The sequence below is a fragment of the Catellatospora coxensis genome (assembly GCF_016862635.1).
GTDB lineage: Bacteria > Actinomycetota > Actinomycetes > Mycobacteriales > Micromonosporaceae > Catellatospora > Catellatospora coxensis.
The window spans coordinates 40,987-63,250 of the sequence record NZ_BONI01000058.1 but is presented as its reverse complement, the minus strand read 5'-3'; the positions used below and the strand labels follow the sequence as shown (position 1 = coordinate 63,250).

The 22,264-nt window shown below is 71.8% G+C and carries 22 protein-coding genes; 12 read left to right on the top strand and 10 right to left on the bottom strand.

Annotated elements, in window-relative coordinates; genetic code table 11:
- Positions 1-75: 75 nt before the first annotated feature.
- From Cco03nite_RS28985 to Cco03nite_RS28970, 4 genes are all read right to left on the bottom strand, one after another.
- Positions 76-1,323 carry a serine hydrolase domain-containing protein gene (locus Cco03nite_RS28985; protein WP_239167748.1) on the bottom strand — a complete coding sequence of 416 codons (1,248 nt, stop codon included), beginning with the start codon at positions 1,321-1,323 and terminating at the stop codon, positions 76-78.
- Positions 1,324-1,496: 173 nt separating this feature from the next.
- Positions 1,497-2,459, bottom strand: a complete 963-nt coding sequence (locus Cco03nite_RS28980) for a class I SAM-dependent methyltransferase (protein WP_203695712.1) — start codon at positions 2,457-2,459, stop codon at positions 1,497-1,499.
- A 106-nt stretch (positions 2,460-2,565) separates the two neighbouring features.
- A complete protein-coding gene (locus Cco03nite_RS28975) occupies positions 2,566-3,873 on the bottom strand; it encodes an MFS transporter (RefSeq protein WP_239167747.1) in 1,308 nt (435 codons plus the stop codon).
- A gap of 51 nt (positions 3,874-3,924) precedes the next feature.
- Positions 3,925-4,422 (bottom strand): NUDIX domain-containing protein, encoded by a 498-nt coding sequence (locus tag Cco03nite_RS28970; RefSeq protein ID WP_239167746.1) that lies wholly within the window; start codon positions 4,420-4,422, stop codon positions 3,925-3,927.
- Between the two features lie 134 nt (positions 4,423-4,556).
- Here Cco03nite_RS28970 and ku point away from each other — a divergent pair, with 134 nt between their 5' ends.
- The 4 genes from ku (at position 4,557) to Cco03nite_RS28950 (ending at position 8,343) form a co-directional block, all read left to right on the top strand.
- The gene (ku, locus tag Cco03nite_RS28965) at positions 4,557-5,588 is read left to right on the top strand and encodes a non-homologous end joining protein Ku (protein WP_203695710.1); all 1,032 of its coding nucleotides are present in this window, start codon (positions 4,557-4,559) and stop codon (positions 5,586-5,588) included.
- A gap of 35 nt (positions 5,589-5,623) precedes the next feature.
- The gene (locus Cco03nite_RS28960; protein ID WP_203695734.1) at positions 5,624-6,442 is read left to right on the top strand and encodes an ATP dependent DNA ligase; all 819 of its coding nucleotides are present in this window, start codon (positions 5,624-5,626) and stop codon (positions 6,440-6,442) included.
- Complete coding sequence (gene ligD / locus Cco03nite_RS28955) at positions 6,439-7,269, top strand: non-homologous end-joining DNA ligase (RefSeq protein ID WP_203695708.1); 831 nt, start codon at positions 6,439-6,441, stop codon at positions 7,267-7,269. Before Cco03nite_RS28960 ends, ligD begins: the two co-directional genes overlap by 4 nt.
- Positions 7,270-7,614: 345 nt before the next feature.
- On the top strand, positions 7,615-8,343 hold the full coding sequence (locus Cco03nite_RS28950; RefSeq protein ID WP_203695705.1) for a helix-turn-helix domain-containing protein: 729 nt from the start codon (positions 7,615-7,617) through the stop codon (positions 8,341-8,343).
- On the opposite strand, the gene Cco03nite_RS28945 is transcribed toward Cco03nite_RS28950, so the two are convergent.
- The gene (locus Cco03nite_RS28945; protein WP_203695703.1) at positions 8,321-9,991 is read right to left on the bottom strand and encodes a DNA repair helicase XPB; all 1,671 of its coding nucleotides are present in this window, start codon (positions 9,989-9,991) and stop codon (positions 8,321-8,323) included. The genes Cco03nite_RS28950 and Cco03nite_RS28945 overlap by 23 nt on opposite strands.
- Positions 9,992-10,123: 132 nt before the next feature.
- Here Cco03nite_RS28945 and Cco03nite_RS28940 point away from each other — a divergent pair, with 132 nt between their 5' ends.
- Positions 10,124-10,939, top strand: coding sequence for a L,D-transpeptidase family protein (locus tag Cco03nite_RS28940; RefSeq protein WP_239167745.1), 816 nt, complete (start codon positions 10,124-10,126; stop codon positions 10,937-10,939).
- Positions 10,940-11,128: 189 nt separating this feature from the next.
- Here Cco03nite_RS28940 and Cco03nite_RS28935 read toward each other — a convergent pair whose 3' ends face one another.
- Together Cco03nite_RS28935 and Cco03nite_RS28930 are read right to left on the bottom strand one after the other, a co-directional pair.
- Positions 11,129-11,374 carry a hypothetical protein gene (locus Cco03nite_RS28935; RefSeq protein ID WP_203695701.1) on the bottom strand — a complete coding sequence of 82 codons (246 nt, stop codon included), beginning with the start codon at positions 11,372-11,374 and terminating at the stop codon, positions 11,129-11,131.
- Between the two features lie 87 nt (positions 11,375-11,461).
- Positions 11,462-13,861 carry a helicase-associated domain-containing protein gene (locus tag Cco03nite_RS28930; protein WP_203695699.1) on the bottom strand — a complete coding sequence of 800 codons (2,400 nt, stop codon included), beginning with the start codon at positions 13,859-13,861 and terminating at the stop codon, positions 11,462-11,464.
- A gap of 191 nt (positions 13,862-14,052) precedes the next feature.
- Here Cco03nite_RS28930 and Cco03nite_RS42955 point away from each other — a divergent pair, with 191 nt between their 5' ends.
- Positions 14,053-14,439: a cold-shock protein gene (locus Cco03nite_RS42955; protein WP_203695697.1), complete on the top strand. Its 387-nt coding sequence runs from the start codon at positions 14,053-14,055 to the stop codon at positions 14,437-14,439.
- A 79-nt stretch (positions 14,440-14,518) separates the two neighbouring features.
- On the opposite strand, the gene Cco03nite_RS28920 is transcribed toward Cco03nite_RS42955, so the two are convergent.
- Positions 14,519-15,385: a 1,4-dihydroxy-6-naphtoate synthase gene (locus tag Cco03nite_RS28920; RefSeq protein WP_203695695.1), complete on the bottom strand. Its 867-nt coding sequence runs from the start codon at positions 15,383-15,385 to the stop codon at positions 14,519-14,521.
- Entirely contained in the window at positions 15,382-15,612 is a 231-nt protein-coding gene (locus Cco03nite_RS28915) for a DUF2530 domain-containing protein (protein WP_203695693.1), read from the bottom strand. The genes Cco03nite_RS28920 and Cco03nite_RS28915 overlap by 4 nt, the downstream gene beginning before the upstream one ends.
- Positions 15,613-15,645: 33 nt before the next feature.
- On the opposite strand from Cco03nite_RS28915, the gene Cco03nite_RS28910 reads away from it, so the two are divergent.
- Positions 15,646-16,455: a hypothetical protein gene (locus Cco03nite_RS28910; protein WP_203695691.1), complete on the top strand. Its 810-nt coding sequence runs from the start codon at positions 15,646-15,648 to the stop codon at positions 16,453-16,455.
- Positions 16,452-17,081, top strand: a complete 630-nt coding sequence (locus Cco03nite_RS28905) for a futalosine hydrolase (protein WP_203695689.1) — start codon at positions 16,452-16,454, stop codon at positions 17,079-17,081. The genes Cco03nite_RS28910 and Cco03nite_RS28905 overlap by 4 nt, the downstream gene beginning before the upstream one ends.
- A 92-nt stretch (positions 17,082-17,173) precedes the next feature.
- Here the strand turns inward: Cco03nite_RS28905 and Cco03nite_RS28900 are convergent, their stop codons facing one another.
- Positions 17,174-17,932, bottom strand: coding sequence for a DUF3027 domain-containing protein (locus Cco03nite_RS28900; protein WP_203695687.1), 759 nt, complete (start codon positions 17,930-17,932; stop codon positions 17,174-17,176).
- A gap of 130 nt (positions 17,933-18,062) precedes the next feature.
- Here Cco03nite_RS28900 and Cco03nite_RS28895 point away from each other — a divergent pair, with 130 nt between their 5' ends.
- The 4 genes from Cco03nite_RS28895 to Cco03nite_RS28880 all read left to right on the top strand — a co-directional run bounded on the left by Cco03nite_RS28895 (position 18,063) and on the right by Cco03nite_RS28880 (position 22,180).
- Positions 18,063-19,502: an NCS2 family permease gene (locus Cco03nite_RS28895; protein WP_239167744.1), complete on the top strand. Its 1,440-nt coding sequence runs from the start codon at positions 18,063-18,065 to the stop codon at positions 19,500-19,502.
- A 67-nt stretch (positions 19,503-19,569) separates the two neighbouring features.
- The gene (locus tag Cco03nite_RS28890) at positions 19,570-20,019 is read left to right on the top strand and encodes a MarR family winged helix-turn-helix transcriptional regulator (protein ID WP_373314349.1); all 450 of its coding nucleotides are present in this window, start codon (positions 19,570-19,572) and stop codon (positions 20,017-20,019) included.
- A gap of 111 nt (positions 20,020-20,130) precedes the next feature.
- Entirely contained in the window at positions 20,131-21,426 is a 1,296-nt protein-coding gene (locus tag Cco03nite_RS28885) for an MFS transporter (RefSeq protein WP_203695684.1), read from the top strand.
- A 13-nt stretch (positions 21,427-21,439) separates the two neighbouring features.
- Positions 21,440-22,180, top strand: a complete 741-nt coding sequence (locus Cco03nite_RS28880) for a maleylpyruvate isomerase family mycothiol-dependent enzyme (RefSeq protein ID WP_203695682.1) — start codon at positions 21,440-21,442, stop codon at positions 22,178-22,180.
- Positions 22,181-22,264 lie beyond the last annotated feature (84 nt).

Here is a 22,264-nt window from a genome sequence, read left to right as displayed (position 1 = left end):
CGGTGACGAAAGCCCCAGGTCAGTACATCTGACCTGGGGCTTTTGGTGTTACCGGACGCCTCTCTCCGCCGGAGGTCAGCGGCTGGGCGACGGGGAGGCGGCGGCAGCCGGGATGCCGTACAGCGCCTGCATGATCGCCATGGCCATCTGGTTGGCCGGCTGCTTGCCGTCCGCGCCCGCGAACAGCGAGGTCAGCACGATGACGGTGTCCTTGCGTACGGGGTCGTGCGCCATGAAGGAGTTGTAGCCGGGGATCTGGCCGTCGTGGCCGTACAGCGGGCCGAACCGCACGATCGCCAGCCCGTAGCCGACCTCGATCGGGCCCGGGGCGCCGATGGGCAGGATGCTGTCCATCCGCGTCTGCTGCGTCTTCGCGTCGAGCAGGCCGCCGCCGACCATCGCGGTGACGTACCGGGTCAGGTCGGCGGCCGTGGAGATCGCGCCGCCGGCCGCCCACGCCCACGACGGGTTGCTGACGGTGACGTCCTTCGGGAGCAGGGTGCCGTTCGCGGCGGCGGCCTGCTCGGCGGCGGGCAGCGCGGGGTCGGTGAGCGTGCTGACGTTGGTGCCGAACATGTAGCCCTGCGGGTGGGGCGCGGGCAGGCCCGAGTCGGTGTTCGGGGGCAGCGACGTCTGGCCGAGGTTCAGCGGGCCGAAGATGCGCTGCTGGAACTCCTCCTGCAGGGTGTGGCCGGTGAGCTGCTCGATGATGAGCCCGGCCAGGATGAGGTTGGTGTTCGAGTAGTGGAACGCGGTGCCGGGGGCGAAGTACGGCGGCTTGGCGTACGCGATGGCCAGCAGCTCGTCCGGCTTCCACACCCTGGTCGGGTCGTTGTCGAGCTGGGCGTTGAACTGCTCGTCCTCGGAGTAGTTGTAGAGCCCGCTGCGCATGTCCAGCAGCTGGGTGATCGTGATGTTGTCCCCGTTGGGCACGGCGGGCTGGTACTTCGATACCGGGTCGTCGAGGGCGATCTTGCCTTCCTGGACCAGTTGCAGCAGCACGGTGCCGGTCATCGTCTTGGTGTTCGAGCCGATCCGGAAGTGGTCGTCCAGGGTGACCGGGCCGCCGCCCTGGACGGTGCGGGTGCCGTACGCCTTGGTCCAGTCGCCCTTCGCCGGCGAAGTGATCATGACGACCGCGCCGGGGACGCGCATGTCCTTCATGATCGCCTGGAGCTTGGCGTCGAGCGCCACGGCGTACGCGGGCGCCGCCGGGGCGGGTGACCGCCAGGCGGCCGGCTGCTCGATGGCGTTGCCGCAGCCCGCTACGGCCGCGGCCGCGACCAGGGTCAGGCCCATCCCGATGACGCCGAACCGTCGCATCCCAGGTACCCCCGTGCCCGTGCGAATGCCCCTTACCTGCCCATCGAGTACACCAGATGACAGTTCGGCAGGTGAGCTTTCTTCGGGATGACCCATGTGAAGCGGTGGGAAGGGCACCTTCTGCAACGTATGGCGATAAGAAGGTGCCCTTCCTTGCCTGGGGGGCGAGGTGGTCACAGGGGTGGGACGAAGTCCCAGAACGCCCCGTGGCGGTGGTAGGTGTGGTCGCAGCGGATGCAGGTGGCGGTGTCGAGCGTCCAGTTCAGCCGGGTCATGCACACCGGGCAGACCACGCGCCGGGCCAGGCCCGCCAGCTCCGGCGGCAGGTCCGCGGTGTGCCCGCCCGGCCGGTCGTACGCGGGCTGCGCCGGATCGTGCCGCCGGGCGACGACGAACTGGCTGGGTCCCCACCAGCCCTTGCCCCAGGTCTGCGCGACCACCTCCATGCCGTGCACGAACGGGCGGGCCAGCCGGTTCGCGCGCGGGGCGACCTTCTCCCACTGCCGGAAGTTGTTCACGCTCGCGCCCAGCGAGGTGCGCCAGCCGAGGTCGCCGAGCCGTTCGCGGACCGCGCCGAGCCGGAAGTTCCAGAACTGCTCCTCGACGCCCATGGCCACCGGATCCGGGCTGCGCACCTCGCGCAGCTGCCCGCTGCGCAGGCCCCGGGCCAGGCCCAGCACGTGGTGCTTGATCGGCACGTCGAGCAGCCAGCGGCTGCCGACGGTGCGGCTCATCTCGGTCAGGCCGCGGTTCACGTCGGACAGGTGGTGCAGCACCCGGACGACCATGCCCGCGTCGAAGGCGAAGTCGCGGAACGGGATGCGGTAAAGGTCGGCGCGGACCAGGTGCAGCCGGCCGGTGGCGACCTCGGCGGCGTGCCGCTCGCCCGCGTTGCGCAGGTTGGTCGCCGAGTAGTCCATGATCACCGCATGGGCGGCCCGGGGCAGGTAGTGCCCCGCGTTGCGCCCGAACGCGCCGCCGAAGTCGGCGAACCAGGCGGGCCGGCCGAGCTTGGGGACCAGCCGCCGGAGCACCCGCTGCTCGGCCCACAGCTCGTAGTCCCGGCCCGACCAGTACTCGCGGTAGTCGTAGCCGTTGGCGTCGTAGTCGATGACGTCGATGGGTGTGGTCTGCATGGCGAACGCCCCGTCCCGCTTAGCGAATTGCCCCAATCAGGAGGCTAATCGACCAGCAGTGACAAAAATGCCCGAATAAGCAGAAACCTTCCCGGGTCTCGATCGTTCACGCCGGACTCGGGGCCTCCACCGGCCGGACAGCGGCTAGCTCGGCGGCGCGGGCGGCCTCTTCGGCCTGCTTGCGGGCCAGGCCCTCGCGGCCGTCGTACCGCAGGAAGGCGGGCAGGGCGGCCGCCAGCGCGCCGGTGCCGGCCACGCAGAGCACCCCGCCCCAGACGACCGCGCCGCTGTAGCCCCACCAGCGCGCGCTGAGCCCGGCACGGGTCTGCCCCAGCATCGGGCCGGTCAGGTAGGACAGCATCTCGATGCCGGCGAGCCGGCCCCGCAGGTGGTCGGGGATGGTCTGATTCCAGATCACGCCGCGGAACAGGCCGGAGATCATGTCCGAGGCGCCCGCGACGACCAGGCCGAGCAGCGCCAGCCACAGCGAGCCGGCCAGGCCGAACAGCACGATGCCCAGGCCCCACGCGCCCGCGGCCACCAGCACCGCCAACCCGTGCCGGTGCACCCGGGCCGTCCAGCCGGAGGTGACCGTGACCAGCAGCGAGCCGGTGGCCAGCGCGGCGTAGAAGAGGCCGAGCACCGACGCGCCGCCGTACTTGTCGGCCACCCACGGGTAGAGGGCGACCGGGAAGGCGAAGAACATCGCGTTGATGTCGACCAGGTAGGTGCCGATCAGCTCGGGGCGGCTGCGGGCATACCTGACGCCCTCGACGACGGAGCGCAGCGACGGGCGCTCGGCGGCCTCCGGCGGGGCGACCGCGCGCACCAGCCCGAAGCAGATCAGCGAGACGGCGAAGGTGGCCAGGTCGAACCCGAACACCCAGGCCACGTCCCAGTTGGCGATCATGATGCCGGCCAGCGTCGGGCCGGCGATCTGGGCGACCTGCCAGCGCAGCGAGTTGAGCGCGCCGACCGACGCCATCTCCTCGGCGGGCGCGAGCCGCGGCATCATCGCGTCCATCGCCGGGCGGTGGATGCCGTCGACCGCGGCGGCCAGCCCGGCGATGACGAACAGCACCCAGACCTGGGGGCTGCCGACCAGCGCGTTGAGCAGCAGCAGGCCGGTCAGCACGGCCAGGCCCGCCTCGGCCCAGAAGACGAGCTTGCGGCGGTCCACGTAGTCGGCCAGCGCGCCGCCGACGAACGCCATGAACAGTAGCGGGACCAGCTCCACCACGCCGAGCAGGCCGACGGTCAGCGGGTCGCCGGTCATCTGCTTGAGCTGGAACGGGATGGTCACGTACGTGATCATCGAACCGAAGCTGCTGACCCCGGCCGCGGTGTACACCAGCCGGAAGTCGCGCCGCCGCAGCGGCGTCAGGTCCAGCGCGAAGCGCCTCTTGCTCGTCACGTGCGCCGATACTGCCTGCTGGGGCGCGTCACCGGCAAGCGGGTATCGGGCTCAGTCGGAGTAGATCTGGCCGGTCTCCTCGAACCGGGCCAGGTGGTCCAGCGTCCAGCGCACCGCGCCCGAGGTCGGCTCCGGCAGGTCGTCCGGGGCGAACCAGCCCGCGTCGGCGGCCTCGGCCGGGTCGGGGTTCAGCTCGCCGGAGACCTCGGTCAGCAGGTACGACCCGGAGACGTGCTGGTAGGTGTCGCCGAACATGTTCGTGAAGGTGTACTGCGGCCCGGACAGGAAGGCGAACAGCGTCGCCTGCCCGGCCTTGAGGCCGGTCTCCTCGAACGTCTCCCGGATCGCGCAGTCGCGCATCGACTCGCCCAGTTCCATGGCCCCGGCGGGGAAGGCCCAGTACCCGTTGTCGGAGCGCTTGATCAGCAGGATCCGGCCCCGCTCGTCCCGGATGACACCGCGCGCCCCCAGGAAGAAGAGCGTCGCGTCGCCCATGGCGGCGCGCATCCTGCCGTGGTACGAGTTCACCCAGCCGTCGTCAGAACCCATGACGTCAGCCCGCTTCGCGCGCCGACGTCATGTGGACCCGGCCCACCGATCGCTCACTGCGTTCGCTCATGCGAGCCAGCCTAGATCTTAGGGACTAGCGGCGGTACCACGCGTGTAGTGGGCATACTTCCCATATGAGGGCGATCTGGAAAGGCGCCGTCTCGTTCGGCCTGGTCTCCATCTCGGTGAAGCTCTACTCCGCGACGGAGGAGAAGGACATCCGCTTCCACCAGGTGCACCGCGCCGACGGGGGACGGATCAAGTACCAGCGCGTCTGCTCACTCGACGGCGAGCAGGTCAGCTATGACCAGATCGCCAAGGGGTACGACGTGGGCGGCGGCGAGATCGTGGTGCTCACCGACGACGACTTCAAGAACCTGCCGCTGACCAGCTCGCGCGCCATCGAGGTGCTGGAGTTCGTGCCCAACGAGCAGATCGATCCGATCCTCTACGACAAGGCGTACTACCTGGAACCCGACGGCGCGGCGGGCGTCAAGCCGTACCTGCTGCTGCGCGAGGCGCTGGAGAACGTCGACCGGGTCGCGGTGGTGAAGGTGGCGCTGCGCCAGCGGGAGACCCTGGCGACGGTACGGGTGCACGAGGGCGTGCTGGTGCTCAACACCATGCTGTGGCCGGACGAGGTGCGCGAGGCGGCGTTCGACTTTCTCGACGACGACGTGAAGCTGCGCCCGCAGGAGGTCAAGATGGCCGCCTCGCTGGTCGACTCGATGTCGGGCGACTTCCGTCCGGAGGAGTTCACCGACTCCTACCGGGAGGCGCTGCAGCAGGTCATCGACGTGAAGATCGGTAAGAAGGACACCGTGGTGCAGCCGACCACCGAGGAGCCCATCGCGCCCACGATCGACCTGATGGCGGCCCTGCGCCAGTCGGTGGAACGGGCCCGCGCGGCCCGCGGCGGAGCGGCGGAGCCGGCCGAGAAGCGCGCCCACGCCACCGTCACCCCGATCAAGAAGGCCGCCAAGGCCGAGCCGGAGCACGCCGAACCGAAGAAGGCGGCGGCCCGCAAGGCGGCGCCTGCGAAGGCCGCCGCGTCGACGCGGTCCGGCTCCGCGAAGGCGGGTTCCGGGGACGACGGCGCGAAGAAGTCGACCACGAAGAAGGCGGCGGCCAAGAAGGCGCCGGCGAAGAAGGCCAAGGCAGCTTGATCCGGGTCGCGCCCGGCCGGGCGGCCATCGCGCCGATGCTGGCGACGGCCGGCCCGCTGCCGACCGGGCCGCTGTGGGCGTACGAGGTGAAGTGGGACGGCTACCGGGCCGTCTACGCGGGCGGGCGGTTCCTCGGCCGGTCCGGGCGGCAGCTGGCCGGTCCCGCCCTGCCGCTGTTCCCCGAGGTGCTGGACGGTGAGCTGGTCGCGTTCGACGCGGCCGGGCTGCCCAGCTTCCACGCCATGCAGCAGGGTGTCGCCCCCGTGTACGTCGCCTTCGACGTGATCCGCCCCGAACTGACCTACGACCAGCGCCGCGAGGTGCTGGACGCGCTCGGCCTCGCGGCGGCCTCGCCCGCCGCGACCGTGTCGCCCAGCTTCGACGACGGTGCGGCAACCGTGGCCGCCGCCCGTGAACTAGGCCTGGAAGGGGTCATGGCCAAGCGCCGCGCCTCGCGCTACCAGCCTGGCGTGCGCTCACCCGACTGGATCAAGTGGAAGTTCGTCCGCACCGGCGACTTCGTGATCGGCGGCTGGCGGGCCGGAGCCCGCCCGCTCGGCGCGCTGCTCGTCGGCACGCCGCTGCCCGACGGCACCCTGCGCTACCGGGGCCGGGTCGGCGGTGGCCTCACCGTGCGCACCGAGCGGGCGCTGCTACCGGTGCTGCGGGAACTGGTCCGGCCCGGCTCGCCGTTCACCGGCCCGGCCGAGCCCGCGACCTGGGTGGAGCCGCTGCTGGTGGTCGAGGTCCGCTACAGCGAGATCACCCCCGACGGCCGCCTGCGCTTCCCGATCTTCCTGCGGCTGCGCCCGGACAAACTGCCCGGCGACTGCCTGGGGGAGGACTGCGGATGAAGGTCAGCGTCGACTCCCGCGAGCTGAGCCTGTCCAACCTCGACAAGCCGCTCTATCCCGACGGCACCACCAAGGCCGAGGTGATCGACTACTACCACCGGATCGCCCCGGTGATCCTGCCGCACCTGGCCGACCGCGCGCTGACCCGCATCCGCTTCCCCGACGGCGCCGACCGGCCGGGCTTCTTCGAGAAGAACGCCCCGGCCAAGAAGCCCGCCTGGGTGCCCGTCTCCCCCGACGGCCTGATCATCTGCCAGGAACCGGCGACCCTGGTCTGGCTGGCCAACCTCGCCGCCCTGGAACTGCACACCCACCAGTGGAAGGTCGGCGCCCCCGGTCCCGACCGGGTGGTCTTCGACCTCGACCCCGGCCCGCCCGCGGGCCTGGACGAGTGCCGTGCCGTCGCCCTGGCCCTGCGCGAACGCCTGGCCGTCGACGGCCGCGAGGCCTTCCCGAAGACGTCCGGCCGCAAAGGCATGCAGGTCAGCAGTGCCTTCGCGGGCACCTTCGACGAAGTCATGACCTACGCCAGGGACATCGCCGCCGAGTTCGCCGCCGCCGCGAAGGACATGGTCACCGACCAGATGGCCAAGGAGCTGCGTCCCGGCAAGGTGTTCATCGACTGGAGCCAGAACAACCAGGCCAAGACCACGGTATGCGTCTACTCCCTGCGTGCCGGCCCGACGCCCACCATCTCGGCTCCCCTGACCTGGGACGAGGTCGCCCACAGCGACTTCACCGCAGCCTCGTTCGGCCCCGCCGAGGTCCTCGACCGCGTCTCCCGCCTCGGCGACCTCCACGCCGGGCTGACTGCCACGCCGCCCTGACCCTTCCCGGCTTCCGCGCCGCCCTGCCTTCCGCGCCGGGCTGGCTACCGCGCCGGCCCTACCCTGCGTCGGCCGGCGCTCCGGGGGTCGGTCGTCCGCGTGATCGACCAGGTCCCGCTGTGCCCTCGGCACCGGCCACCACCCGGTGCGGGCGCTTTCCTATCGGCTCTAGGAATGGTGTCACCTCGTGCGTTTACATCTTTTTTGGTGTGGCCACACCAAAAAAGATGTAAACGCACCGCGAGTACTCGTCTGCCGCCGGGTTGTCCACAGGCCCCGGCGGTCTGCGGCTGCAGTTGTCCACAGCCCCTTTCGGCGTGGACCTTCGGCGGTGACGATGGGGCTGTGGACGAGACGGTGGACGAGCGGCAGGAGACGCTGGCCGGGCAGCTCGGGTGGTTGCTGCAGGACCGGCGGCAGCGGCGCGGATGGAGCCAGCACCAGCTCGCCGAACGTGCGGCGATCTCGCAGCAGCAGGTCTCCCGATTCGAGCGCGGAGCCCACGGGACCACCGCGGGGCTGGCCGATCGTCTCTTCGCCCCACTCGGCTTGCGGCTGAAGGTCGACGTCGAGGCGGCGGACGGGCCACTGGACGAGGCCATCGACCGGGTGCGGGCCGACCTGGTCGAGCGGCAGCGGATGGTGCTCGCCGACTTCCGGCTGTTGGCGGTGCTGGGCGCACCCCGGTTCGGCCACGTGATCGACGGGACGGCGGCGGCGCTGCTCCAGGGCGTGCCGGTCGCGGCGAAGCGGATCGACCTGCTGGTGGCCGAGGACGAGCTGGAGCTGCTCGCCGAGTGGATCTATCGGGTGCCGGGTCTGCGGCGGCGTGACGAGCGGTTCCGGGACTTCTCGCGATACGACATCGATCCGCGGGACGCGGGGCCGCTGTGGTGGCGCACCGCCCTGGTCGAGCTGAGGGTGCGGCTGGTGGCGGAGCTGCCGCGGCCGGTGCTCGTCACCGTGGCCGAGGACGGCGGGGACGAGCACCGGGTGGCGGTGCGGGCGCTGCCGGCCGTCGAGGCCGACTTCGCCGAGGTGGCGCGGGTGCTCAGGCGCCTGCGGGCCCGCTGAGCACGTCGTCGGCGTCGACGATGGTGTACGCGTAGCCCTGCTCGGCGAGGAAGCGCTGGCGGTGCGCGGCGTACTCGGTGTCGATGGTGTCGCGGGAGACGACCGTGTAGAAGTGCGCCTGGCGGCCGTCGCCCTTGGGCCGGAGCACCCGGCCGAGGCGCTGGGCCTCCTCCTGGCGCGAGCCGAACGTGCCCGACACCTGCACCGCCACCGCCGCCTCGGGCAGGTCGATGGAGAAGTTGCCGACCTTCGACAGGATCAGCGTGCGCAGCGAGCCGTCCCGGAACGCGTCGAACAGCCGCTCGCGCTCCTTGTTCGTGGTGCCGCCGTGCACGATCGGCGTGGGCACACCCTGCTCCTCCAGATAGCGGCCGATCTCGTGCAGCTGCTCCAGGTAGGCCCCGATCACCAGGACCTGCTCGTCGGAGTGCCGCTGGATCAGCGCCTCGATCACCGGCAGCTTGGCCTTCGCGGTCGCCGCGAACTTGTACTTCTCCTCCGGCTCGATCGCGGCGTAGGCCAGCCGGTCGGCGTCGGGCAGGGTGACCCGGATCTCCGTACAGTCGGCGGGTGCGATCCAGCCCTGGGCCTCGATGTCCTTCCACGGCGCGTCGTACCGCTTGGGGCCGATCAGGCTGAACACGTCGCCCTCCTTGCCGTCCTCGCGGACCAGGGTGGCGGTCAGGCCGAGGCGGCGGCGGGCCTGCAGGTCGGCGGTGAACCGGAACATCGGCGCGGGCAGCAGGTGCACCTCGTCGTAGACGATCAGGCCCCAGTCGCGCGCGTCGAACACGTTGAGGTGCGGGAACGTGCCGTTGCGGCGGGTCGTGAGCACCTGGTACGTGGCGATGGTGACCGGGCGGATCTCCTTGCGCTCGCCGGAGTACTCGCCGATCTCGTCCTCGGTCAGGGTGGTGCGGGCCAGCAGCTCGCGCCGCCACTGCCGGCCGGCGACGGTGTTGGTGACCAGGATCAGGGTGGTCGCGCTGACGTCGGCCATCGCGGCCGCGCCGACCAGGGTCTTGCCCGCGCCGCAGGGCAGCACGACGACGCCCGAGCCGCCGGCCTGGAAGTGCTCCACCGCCTCGCGCTGGTACGAACGCAGCTGCCAGCCGTCCTGGCGCAGCGCGATCGGGTGGGCCTCGCCGTCGACGTAGCCGGCCAGGTCCTCGGCCGGCCAGCCGAGCTTGAGCAGCACCTGCTTGAGATGGCCGCGCTCGGACCCGTGCACGGCGATGGTGTCGGGGTCGAGCTGCGCGCCGAGCATCCCGGCGACCTTCTTCGACTTGGCCACCTCGACCAGCACGGCGCGGTCCAGCCCGCGCAGCACCAGCCCGTGCGCGGGGTCGTTGAGCAGCTGCAGCCGGCCGTAGCGGTCCATCGTCTCGGCCACGTCGACCAGCAGCGAGTGCGGCACCGGGTAGCGGGAGAAGCGCAGCAGCGCGTCCACCACGCCCTCGGCGTCGTGCCCGGCCGCGCGGGCGTTCCACAGCCCGAGCGGCGTCAGCCGGTACGTGTGCATGTGCTCCGGCGAGCGCTCCAGCTCCGCGAACGGGGCGATGGCCATCCGGCAGGCGGACGCGTCGGGGTGGTCGACCTCGAGCAGCAGGGTCTTGTCGGACTGGACGATCAGCGGGCCGTTCGTCATGCTCACCTCGCGCTGGGGATGGAGGGTCAACAGTCCAGTCTCCCACGGTATGGCCGAACGGCTGGCAACCGTTCGTGCAGCGTGGGCGTCTATCATCCCGACACAGGCGGACATCGAACCTGGGGAGGCCTGGTGCGCCGTTTACTCGTGGGCCTGTTGGCAGTCACGACGCTGGCCCTGGCGGCAGCATGCGATCCGAAGGACCCGAACGCCGGAAGGCAGCCCGATTTCGTGGCCGCGCCGACCGATCAGCCCGTGCCGGCACCCGCGTCGAGCGCTCCGGAGCCGAGCGCGGAGCCGTCGCCGAGCGTGGTGCCGTCGCCGACGAAGAAGCCGACGTCGAGCCCGACGCCTGCCGGCTGCCCGCAGGGCGAGTACCAGAAGGTCGTGGAGCAGGCGCTGGCCACGCTCGGCGGGTACGGCACGGTGACCGTGGACGGCAAGCAGTCCGCCGCCGACTGCGCCGCGATCAAGAAGTTCCAGAAGCGCTTCGACATCCGGCCGGTCAACGGCAAGGCCGGTCCACTGACCCGCAGCGTGTCGCAGCGCCTGGTCAAGTCGAAGCCGAGCAGCTGCAACGCGGGCAACGCCCTCACCGCCTGCATCGACCTGACCAACCAGACCACCTGGATCATGAGCGGTGGAAAGGTGATCTACGGTCCGACGGTGACCCGGACGGGCATGGCGGGCTACACCACCCCCACCGGCTCGTACACGATCCACGACCGGCAGACGAAGAACTGGTCGACCGACTGGGACGTGTGGCTGCCCCTGTGGCAGCGGATCGTGGAGGGAAAGGGTTTCCACACCACCACGACCTACATCCACAACAGCAGCATCGGCTCGCACGGCTGTGTCAACCTGCTGCCCGTCGACTCGCAGAAGTACTGGAACACGCTCAAGAGCGGTACCGCGGTCAAGATCTTCGGGCGCCGTCCGGGTACCTGATCGATCCTCCCCCGTACGGTTGATGACGGTCATTCTTTCGGGCTAAAACGAGACTAGGCCGCAACCGCAGACCGTCCGGGATGCGTAATCCGATTGCCGTGCGCGTTCGGGGCGCCAAACGGGGGCGAGCGCAACGTCAGATGGGCCGTGGCGGTTAGGGGCAGCCACGGCCCATCACCCTTTCCGGGCTCATCTGCGGCTGCGGTAGGTCGCCCCGGCCACCGACAGCACCAGCAGCAGGAAGATGCCGCTGCCGATCGACTCCCCGGCGGCGTCCACCACATTGCGGCGCAGGCCCAGCCAGGCGTAGAAGAACCAGGCCACCAGCCCGCCGCCGACCGCGCCCGCGATCATGACGAGGTTGCGCGAAGGCCCCCGCGCCGGGGGTCGGGCCGGTTCGATCTGCTCGGCCGCCGTCTCCTGGTCAGTCGTCATCGTTTCCCATCCCTTCCCGGTTCCAGCGTGCCATCCGGTGCCCGGTTGCGGCTGAAATGCCAGGCATTAGAGGGATAGGAATGGAGGTCAGTCGGCCGGCGCCGCCGCGGTGATCCGGTGCAGAGCGAAGGTGTGCAGGGTCTGCGTACGGTCGTCCTCGGCGCGCAGGTAGCCGGCCCCGATGGAGACCGGCCGGACCAGCCGCGAGGCGTTGGCGCCGTGCGCGTCCACGTACCCCACCCAGACCTTGGCCTTGTCACGGACCGCCTGCTGCAGCACCGCCAGCGCGTGGCTGTGCGCCTGCACCGCGGTCAGGCTGGACATCGGCTGCCCGGCGGCGGCCCGCACCTCGGCGGGCGCGCGGCGGGCGGCGCGGGCGCGGGCGTCCCCGCGGCGGATCTCCTCGACGATGCCGAGCAGCCGCGGCGCGGTGAGCCCGGGGGCGTCGAGGGCGTCCGGCGTCGGCTCCAGCGCCGGCCGGGCCGCCGCGCGGCGCACCTTCGGCCTGGTCAGCACCGCCGCGCCGGTGGCGTCCTCGGGCACCGGCGAGTATCCGGCGTCGCGCATCGAGGTCAGCAGCCGGGCCGAGCTGAACGGGGTCACCAGCACCGTCGGCGCGAGCCGGCGCAGCTGCAGCCCGCTGAGCCGCCGGTCGGCCAGCGCCGCCGAGATCAGGCCCTCGTCGTCGCTGCGCAGGTAACTGGTGGCGGTGCCGGTACGCAGCCCGCCGTGGGTGCGCGAGACGTCGTCCACCAGGTACGTCAGCGCCTGCGGCACCGGGGTCCGGGACCGGCGCGCGAACAGCGTGTGCAGGTCCGGCCCGGCATAGCCGGCGTCCAGCGCCCGGCGCAGGCTGGCCGCGGTGACGCGGTAGACGCTGGCCCCGCCGCCCGACTCGTGCTCGGCGACCAGGTCCAGCTCGGCGGCGAGCGCCGGCTCCGGCGGCCCCGGCACCACCACGGTCAGGTCGGCCTGGATCAGCACGTGGTCCACCGGCGGCGGCAGCAGCGTCGCCAGCGCGACGGCCACCGGAGTCTCCTCCGGCGGCAGGTCTCCCTCCGGCCGCCGCCCCAGCGGATCGTCGTCGCTTCCGGCCATCGCCGCCTGTTCCACCAGCACCCGGCCGTATCCGGTCAGCGCGCCCAGGGCGGTGATGCCCAGGTCGGCGGCCTCGGCCAGCGCCTCGCGGTGCAGGTCCTCCCGGCCGCGCAACCGCCGCGGCGCCTGCCAGCGCAGCCATTCCAGCAGCTCGTCGGCGTCCGGCCCGGTCCCGGGCAGCAGCTCGCCGAGCGCCGCCAGCACCACCCGCCGGACCGCGGGCGTGCCGGCTCGTTCCAGCTGCGGCGACAGCACGGTCAGCGGCTTGTCCTTCAGGTCGCGCTGCCCGGCCAGCCCTGGCTGCCGAGGCATGGCCAGCCACGCCCCGGCCAGCAGCGTCCAGCGCTGGGCCAGCGGCGCGACCCGCCAGTCGTCGTACCCGGCCGCGGGCAGGAACGCCACCTCCGAGCCGAGTTCCAGCTCACCGATCAGCCCGGCCGCGGCGGCCGTCTCCAGCAGCAGCCCGGCCAGCGGCTCGGTGATCCCGGCCGCCTTGGCCAGGCGGCGCAGCGGCAGCACCCCGATGCCCCCGGCGCGCAGCACCGCGGCGGGCTCGTCGCTCAGCGCCTCCAGCAGGTCCTCGGTGTGCCGTACCACCGTCATCGCCTGGCCCGCCCCGGCCCGGTCCACCGTGGTCGTCGCCCGCGGCGCGGCGCTGACGGTGGGCGGCAGCGGATGCAGCGGGCCCAGTGGACCCGCGTCGCGGCGCAGCAGCAGGCCGAGCTCGCGGGGCAGCTCGACGGAGCCCTCCGCGGTCTCCACCAGCAGGTGGTGTTCGAGCAGCCAGGCCACCGGCTCGGTGCGGTTGGTGGTGGTGCCCACCGGGGGGCCCTCGGCCAGCCGGTCCAGCACCGCGCGGGCGGCGGGCGGCGCGGCCAGCAGCGTACGGCGCAACCGCGCCGGGTCGGTGACCAGCGCGACGACCGCGCCCTTCAGATCGGCGGCAGTGTCCAGCTCGACCGCGGGACGGCCGAGCCCCGCCAGGTACGGCGAGCACACCTCGTCGACGGTGGCCACCAACCGCAGCGTGTCCGGGTCACCGGGGCTCGCCGGATACAGCAGGAATCGCGCGCGCAGCCGCTCGATCGCCTCGGTCACCCGGGCCGGTTCCGGCCCGCCGGTCGGCGCGCAGGCCATGGCCACGATCGCGGCGGCCGACGTGGTGCCGTCCGATGGGGACCGGGTGAACCGGGCCGCGTCGAGCACCTCCAGCGTGAACCGGTCGAGCGTGTCGAGCGTGCGCGCCACCGACACCCGGGTCTGGGCCCGCGCGGCCAGCACCGCCAGGTCGGTGGGCACGGGGGTGATCAGGTCGGGGCGCAGGCGGAGCAGCGCGCCGAGGGCGTCGTCGGACAGCGCGCGCAGATGGTCGGACAGCTCGGTGCTCATCGTGCCTCCACGCTATCCGGTCCGCGGTGCGCGCGCGGCAGTCGTAAGGACGGGACGGTGACGCGGAACCGGGGATTCCAGTTGGGCCCCCGGATCACGATCGCTAGCCTTGTCAGCGGGCCACCACCGGCGTGGTCCCTCAGACGTGACGGGCGCCGGACGCCCGCGGGGAAAGAAGCAGGTGTGCGGTAGTGCCTACGGGTCGCGTGAAGTGGTACGACACGGAGAAGGGCTTCGGTTTCCTGACCCGTGACGAGGGTGGCGACGTCTTCGTGCACAAGGCCGCGCTGCCCAACGGCGTGGAGGAGCTCAAGCCCGGCCAGAAGGTCGAGTTCGGGGTCGCCGCGGGCCGCAAGGGCGACCAGGCGCTGCAGGTCAAGCTGATCGACGCGCCGCCGTCGCTGCAGGAGCTGCGCCGCCGTCCCGCCGACGAGCTGAACACCCTGATCGAGGACATGATCAAGGTTCTGGAGTCGAAGATCCTCCCCGACCTCAAGCGCGGCCGCTTCCCCGAGAAGAAGACCGCCCAAGCCCTCGCCCAGGCCCTCCACACCATCGCCCGCGACCTGGAGGTCTGACCCTCCTCCGCCGCAACTTTTAAAGACTCGCGCCCTCAGGCACTACCTGAGGGCGCGAGTCCTTAAAAGTTGAGCCAGATCAGAGGGTGACGGGCGGGACCAGGCCGGCGGCGGCGGCGCGGTGGAGGAGGGCTCGGGCGGCGGCGTGGCCGTCGGGGCCGAGGTCCTCGGTGAAGTCGTTGACGTACAGCTTGATGTGCTGGTCGACGACGTCGGGCTCCATCTCCTGGGCGTGCGCGAGCACGTACGCGCGGCTGGCCTCGGGGTCGGCCCAGGCGGCTCGGACGGAGGCCCGGATCCAGCCCGTGGCGGTCGCGGCGTCGACGGCGCTCCGCTTGGCCAGGATCGCGCCGAGCGGGATGGGCAGGCCGGTGTCCGTCTCCCACCACTCGCCGAGGTCGACCAGGCTCGTCAGTCCGTACCGTCCGAAGGTGAACCGGGCCTCGTGGATCACCAGGCCGGCGTCGTAGCGGCCGGCCGCGACCCCCGGCATGATCTCGTGGAACGGCACCACCTCGATGCGTCCCGGGACCTGCCCGGTCTGCTCCGCCCACAGCCGGAACAGCAGGTACGCCGTGGTCCGGTCACCGGGCACGGCGACCGTCGCGCCGGTGACGTCCGCGCGGCCCGCTCCGCTGGTGGCTCGTCCTGGCGGCCCGCCTGGACGGCGGTCCTCCGGCGACTCCCCACCAGCGGTCAGCAGCAGCGGCCCGCAGCCCCGCCCGAGCGCCCCGCCGCAGGGCAGCAGCTCGTACTGGTCGAGCAGCCACGGCAGCGCCGCGTAGCTGACCTTGACCAGGTCGAAGCGCCCGTCGAGGGCGGCGGTGTTGGTGACGTCCACGTCGGCGAAGGTGACGTCCAGCTCCGGCGCTCCGGGCACCAGGCCGTGCACCAGCGCGTGGAAGACGAAGGTGTCGTTCGGGCACGGCGAGAACGCGATCTTCATGAGCGGCGGGCCTTCCGGTGCCGGTCGTGCACGATCATGGTGGCGAGGCCGGGCAGGCCCCAGAGCACACCGGCGACGCAGATCCACAGCCAGCTCTCGTGACCGTTGGCCGACAGCCAGTCGCGGAAGAACAACAACACGAGCCCGACCAGCGCGAACGCGGCCATGCCGCCGAGAGCGAAGGGGACGGTCGGGGGGTCCAGCGGTTTGGGTGGTTCCAAGGGCACGACAACAGCGTACGCGCTGGCAGGATAGGCACCATGCCCCTGCTGCGCGCGCTCCAGACGTTCGCCGACGTCGTGGTCCGGACCATCCGGGTGCTCATCGCCACGGTGAGCAGATCGGTCGTCGGCATCCGCTGGCTCACCCGCACCGCCCTGCGGATCCGGGTCCAGGGTTCGGGCGGCGTCACCGGCGTCGCTCGCCTGTACGACCTGTATGCCGTGGTGGTCGCCGCGGACCTGTCGCTGCTCGTGGGCCTGGCCTGGGCGGCCGCCGCGCCCGGCCGGCTGGAACTGGCGCTGGCGCTCGGGGTCGGGCTGCTCCTCGCCGTGCCCGCCGGGCTGCTGGTCTCGGGTGCGCCCGCGACCGGGCGTGCCCTGATCGGCCTGTCGCTGGTGGGCCGCGCCGTCGCGACGCTGCTCGCCGCGCAGTGGCAGCCCGGCTGGATCCTGCTGGCGGTGCTGGTCGCGCTGATCCTGCCGCAGTGGGTGGTGCACCTGGTCCTGCTGCGCCGGCTGCTGCCGCGCGACGCGCACGTGTTCGGCGCGCTGTGGCGGGCGATGCAGTACGCCGCCATCGCCGGCCTGGTGGCCGGGGTGACCGGCCTGGTCATCGGGGCGTTCGTCGCGGGCTGGCCGCTGTGGGCGGCCGCGCTCTGCCTGTCCGTCGGCGCGCTGCTGGCACTGCGCCTGCCCGCCCCGGGCGCACCCGCCCCCGGCCCGGCGCAGCCCGCGCCGCCGCCGGCCAAGCGGCTGCCGCAGCAGGAGCAGCGCACCATCCCGGAGGGATTCCACGTGTACCGTCCGTCGTCGCTGGACCCGTCCGCCGATGAGGGGAAGAAGAAATGACGCTGCTGGTGGTGACGGCGGTCGCCGCCGAGGCCGAGGCGCTGGCCCGCGGCCTGCCTCCGGGCGCGGCCGTGACCGTGGCCCCGGTCGGGGTCGGCCCGGCCGCGGCCGCCGCGGGCACGGCGCGGCTGCTGGCGCTGGCCGGGGACCGCTACCGGGCGGTGGTGTCGGCGGGCATCGGCGGCGGCATCGGTCTGGACCCCGGCGCGACCGCCCTGGCCACCCGCTGCGTGGCCGCCGACCTGGGCGCGGACTCGCCGCAGGGTTTCCTGAGCCTGGACGAGCTGGGCTTCGGCAGCGCCACGGCCGATGTCGACCCCGCCCTGCTGGCCGCGCTGCGCGAGGCGCTGCCGGACGCGGTCGCCGGCGAGGTGCTGACCGTCTCGACCGTCACCGGCACCGCCGAGGGCACCGCCGAACTGCGCCGCCGCCACCCGACCGCGGTCGCCGAGGCGATGGAGGGCTACGGCGTCGCCTGCGCCGCCCAGGGCGCGGGCCTGCCCTTCGGTGAACTCCGCACCATTTCCAACGTCGTCGGCCCTCGCGACCGCGCCGCCTGGCGCATCGGCGACGCCTTCGCCGCCCTCACCGCCGCCGCCGCGGCTCTCGCCGGGCTCCACTCCTGACGTCCGCGCGACAGTTTCGGGGAAAGTGCAGCCATGGAGACGGCGACGGCCGCAGTTTCCGTGAAACTGCGGCCATCCGGGGTGCGTGATCGCTACTCGACCTCTTCGACGACGCCGTCGTCGTAGATGGTGGGCGGGGCGGGGATGACGGTCTCGTCGATGAGGACCTCGCTGTGCCCGCCGCAGCCGTGGTCCAGGGAGACGATGCGGCCGTCGTCGGGGGCGTACACGTTGGCGCAGGCGCCGAACATGCGGCCCAGCGAGCCGCCCAGTTTCACGTAGAACGCGCAGGACACGCAGCGCGCGGTGCGCGGCGCGGCGAGCGAGATCGGGGCGTCGGGGCCGTTCTCGCCGTCGTACCAGCGCTGCGCGGCCTCCTCGCGGCCCAGCGGGGACAGCACCCGCGGGCGGCCCAGGCCGAGCTCCCAGGCGACCTCGTCGACCTCGGGGTCGCCACCCAGCATGTACCCCGGGGTGAGCCGGTCGTCGTCCTCGGGGGTGGGCAGCAGGTCGCCGACGCCCAGGTCACCGGGGTGCAGCCGCTCGTGCCAGGGGACCCAGCCGGGGGCGAGCAGGGCGTCGCCGCCGGGCAGCAGCACCGTCTCGCAGACGGTGACGTGCTTGCTGCGCGGGGCGCGGGTAACCGTGACGGCCCACTGCCAGCCCCGGTAACCCGGCAGGTCGCAGGCGAAGTAGTGGGTGACCACGCGGTCGCCTTCGGCGACCACGTTCAGATGCTCGCCGATGTGCCCGGCTTCCTCGGTGATCGCGGCACGTGCGATGTCCACGGCCTCGGCGCAGGCTTGATCGACTTTCGGGGCGCGGGTGGCGGTCCTGGTCACGTTCCCCATTCTTCCTCATCGCTGATTCGGAGTTTCGCTGACCCGGTAGCCCTGGCCGGAGGCTCGCGGGGCGGGTCGCCACAAGACGATCTCCGTGGCTCGGTACCCAATCGGCCTTCGATCTGGAACGATGCGCCCCATGAGCACAGCTGGTCCTGGTGTGGTCGGGGGCGTCGACCGCTACTTCGAGATCTCCGCCCGCGGGTCGACGATGTCCCGCGAGGTGCGTGGTGGCCTGGCCACTTTCTTCACGATGGCGTACATCGTGGTGCTGAACCCGCTCATCCTCGGCGGCGGCAAGGACATCGACGGGGTGTCGCTGCCGCTGGCGGCGGTGGCGGCGGCGACCGCGCTGATGGCGGGTCTGCTGACGATCCTGATGGGTGTCGTCGGCCGGTTCCCGCTGGCGCTGGCGGCGGGACTCGGCGTCAACGCCCTCGTGGCGTACGAGATCGCGCCTCTGATGACCTGGGCCGACGCGATGGGTCTGGTGGTCATCGAAGGTGTCATCATCGCGATCCTGGTGTTGACGAACCTGCGGGTGGCGGTCTTCCACAGCGTGCCGATGCAGCTGAAGACGGCCATCGGCGTCGGCATCGGCCTGTTCCTGACCATCATCGGCTTCGTCGACGCCGGCTTCGTACGCTCGACCGGCCAGGGTTCGCCGCCGATCGGGCTGGGCATCGGCGGCAAGATCGTGACCTGGCCGGGCCTGGTCTTCGTGATCGGCCTGCTGGCGACGATCGTGCTGGTCGCGCGCAAGGTCAAGGGCGCGATCCTGATCGGTATCGCCGGCACCACCGTGCTCGCGATCATCGTCGAGGCGATCGCGAAGGTGGGCCCCGCGGGCGGCCCGGCGGGCACCCCGGCCGGCTGGGCGCTGAACGTGCCCGTGGTGCCGGACAAGTGGGTCGGCAAGCCCGACCTTTCCCTGCTGGGCAACTTCAACGTGCTGGGCGGGTGGCAGAGCGCGGGCATCGTGGTCTGCGCGATGTTCGTCTTCACCCTGCTGCTGACCGACTTCTTCGACACGATGGGCACCATGGTCGCCGTCGCCCAGGAGGGCGGCATGCTGACCGAGGACGGCATGGTCCCGCGTACCAAGGAGATCCTGCTGGTCGACTCGATCGCGGCGGCGGCGGGCGGTGCGGCGAGCACGTCGAGCAACACGTCGTACATCGAGAGCGCGGCGGGTGTCGCGGAGGGCGCGCGGACCGGTTTCGCCAACCTCGTCACCGGTGGCCTGTTCCTGCTGGCGATGTTCCTGGCCCCGCTGGTCACCGTGGTGCCGTTCGAGGCGGCCTCGGTGGCGCTGGTGGTCGTGGGCTTCCTGATGATGACCGCGGTGCGCAACATCGACTGGACCGACTACGAGATCGGCATCCCGGCGTTCCTCACCATCGTGATCATGCCGTTCACGTACTCGATCTCGAACGGCATCGGCGCCGGTGTCATCACGTATGTCCTGATCAAGGCCAGTAAGGGCAAGCTGCGCGACGTGCACCTGCTGCTGTGGATCGTGGCGCTGCTGTTCGTGGTGTATTTCGCCGTGGGCGCGCTGGAGAAACTGGTTTTCTGAGAGCGTGACCGCGCTCACCTGGGTAAAGGGATATCGTTAGCCAAGCTTATTAGCTAAGCTAATAAGCGTGACGGAGCAGGTGGTGATGGTGGCGCAAGCTTCTCCCGAGGAGCTGACCGAGCGGCTCCGCGACGCCATCACCCGGCTCAACCGTCGGCTGCGCCAGGAGCGCCCCGTCGGCGATCTCACCGTTACCCAGCTGTCCGCCCTCACCAGCCTGCGGATCGGCGGCGCGCTCACCCCGCGCGAGCTGTCCGAGGCCGAGCGGGTGCAGCCGCCCACGATGACCAAGATCGTGGCGAAGCTGGAGGAACGCGGTCTGATCAGCCGGACGCCGCACCCCACCGACGGGCGGCAGGTTCTGCTGTCGCCCAGCGAACGAGGGCTCGCGGTGCTGGAGGACTACCAGCGGGTGCGCGACGAATGGCTGGCCGGCAAGCTGGCGGGATTCACCGCCCAGGAACGCGACACGGTGGCCCGTGCCGCAGCACTGCTGGAGCGGCTCGCGCGCGACTGATCGCGAGGGCATCCTCGCGGTCAGGCAAGCGGAGGCCTGATCCGTCCGATCCGACCGGGACACCCCCGGCCGGTGAGCGGCGGCAAGGCTATCCGAGGAGGCGCACTCCGCGTGCGGGCAAGACTGAGCACCACCTTCCGTTCCCTGACGGTTCGCAACTACCGGCTCTTCGCGGGCGGTCAGCTGATCAAGCTGATCGGCGTGTGGATGATGTACGTCGCCCAGGACTGGCTGGTCCTGGAGCTGAGCAACGACTCCCCGACCGCGCTGGGCCTGGTCACCGCACTGCAGTTCGTCCCCGTCATGCTGCTCACCCTGTACGCGGGCACGCTGGCCGACCGCTTCGACAAGCGCACCCTGCTGATGGTCTCCAACGGGGCCTGGGCCCTGCTCGCCATCGCGCAGGCCGTGCTCATCGCCACCGGGGTCATCCAGCTGTGGCACATCATGGTGTTCGCGGGCCTGCTCGGCGTGGCCCAGGCCATCGAGACACCGGTGCGCCAGGCGTTCGTATCGGAGCTGGTCGGCAAGCCGCTGCTGCCCAACGCCCTGTCGCTGTCCGCCGCCACCTTCCAGACCGCCCGCATCACCGGCCCGGCGCTGGCCGGTGTCGCCATCGCCTGGCTCGGCACCGGCCCGGTGTTCCTGGTCAGCACCGTGATGGCGGTGGCCCCGGTGCTCATGCAGGCCCGGATGCGCCCCGCCGAGCTGCATCGCCCCGAGCTGCCGCCGCGTGACGAGCGCGCCGAGGCCAAGGTCGTCGACGGCCTGCGCTACGTGCGCACCCGGCACGACCTGCTGCTGCCGATGGTGATGATGCTGGTCATCGCGATGTTCGGGTACAACTTCCAGCTCACCCTGGCGCTGCTGGCCAAGACCGTGTTCGCCACCGGCGCGGCCACCTTCGGCCTGTTCAACACGGCGCTGGCGGTCGGCTCGCTGGCCGGCGCGCTGGCAGGGACCGCCCGCAAGGGCCGGCCGTCGGTGTACCTGCTGCTCGCCGCGGCGGTCGCGTTCGGTCTGCTGGCCATGGCGGTCGGCTTCGCGTCGAGCAAGTGGCTGGTCCTGCTGCTGCTGGTGCCGACCGGGTTCAGCACGGTGTTCCTCGGCCAGGCCGCCAACCAGCGGGTGCAGCTCGGCGTCGACGGAGCGTTCCGCGGCCGGGTGATGGCGCTGTACGTGCTGATCTTCCTGGGCACCGCGCCCATCGGTTCGATGGTCATCAGCTGGATCGCGGAGACCTTCGGCGCGGCGGCCGGCATCTGGCTCGGCGGCGCGGTCTCCCTGGTCGCGGCGCTGGGCGCGCTGGTGTGGCAGCTGCGGCACGCCGGGGACCGGCTGTCCTTCCAGGCCCGGCCCATGCCCCGGGTGCGCGTCGTGCACGCGGAGAGTGTCGCCGCCGCGTGATGGAATGCGGCCCATGGACTTCCACGCCGCACTCGAAACGGATTTCGCCCGGCTGGTCGAGGTCAGCGCCGGAAACCTCGACCGGCCGGTGCCGAGCTGCCCCGGCTGGACGGTCGACGATCTCGACCGCCATGTCGCCGCGGTCTATCTGCACAAGATCGCCTGTATTCGGGACAAGACCGAGCCGGCCGACTGGCCGCCCGCCGAGCTCGCTCAGGAGGAGACGCAGTCTCAGCTGCGCCGGGCCTACCGGGAGCTGACCGACGAGCTGGCCGCTCGCGCCGACGACGAGCCTGCGGGCAACTGGTATGCCCCGGACCCGACGGTCGGCTTCTGGCGTCGCCGGATGGCCCAGGAGACCGTGATCCACCGCATCGACGCCGAGCTGGCGGCCGGGGTCCCGTCCGTGGACGTGCCGGCCGACCTGGCCCTCGACGGCATCGACGAGGTGCTGCGCATTTTCCTGGAGTATTCCGCCGCGACCTGGCACGACGAATTCGTCGAAGACCTGCGTGTCGGCGGCGGCCGGTCCGTCGCGCTGGCCGCGGGCGGGCGGCGCTGGCTGGTCGCCATCGGACCGGACATGCTCACCGTGGCCGAGGGCGACGGCCCCGCCGCCGCCGAGGTCACCGGCTCGCCGGACGCGCTGCTGCGCTGGCTGTGGCGGCGGTCCGACGACGCCACGGTGACCATCACCGGCGACTCCATCGCCGTCGCGGCCTTGCGCGACCTGCTGCGCACCGCGACCCAGTAGCGTCCCTCCCGCCCGGAGCGCTTCAAGATCGCCGTTTTAGGGCAGAACCTCCGGTGAGACCAAAGGTTCTGACCGAAGACGGCG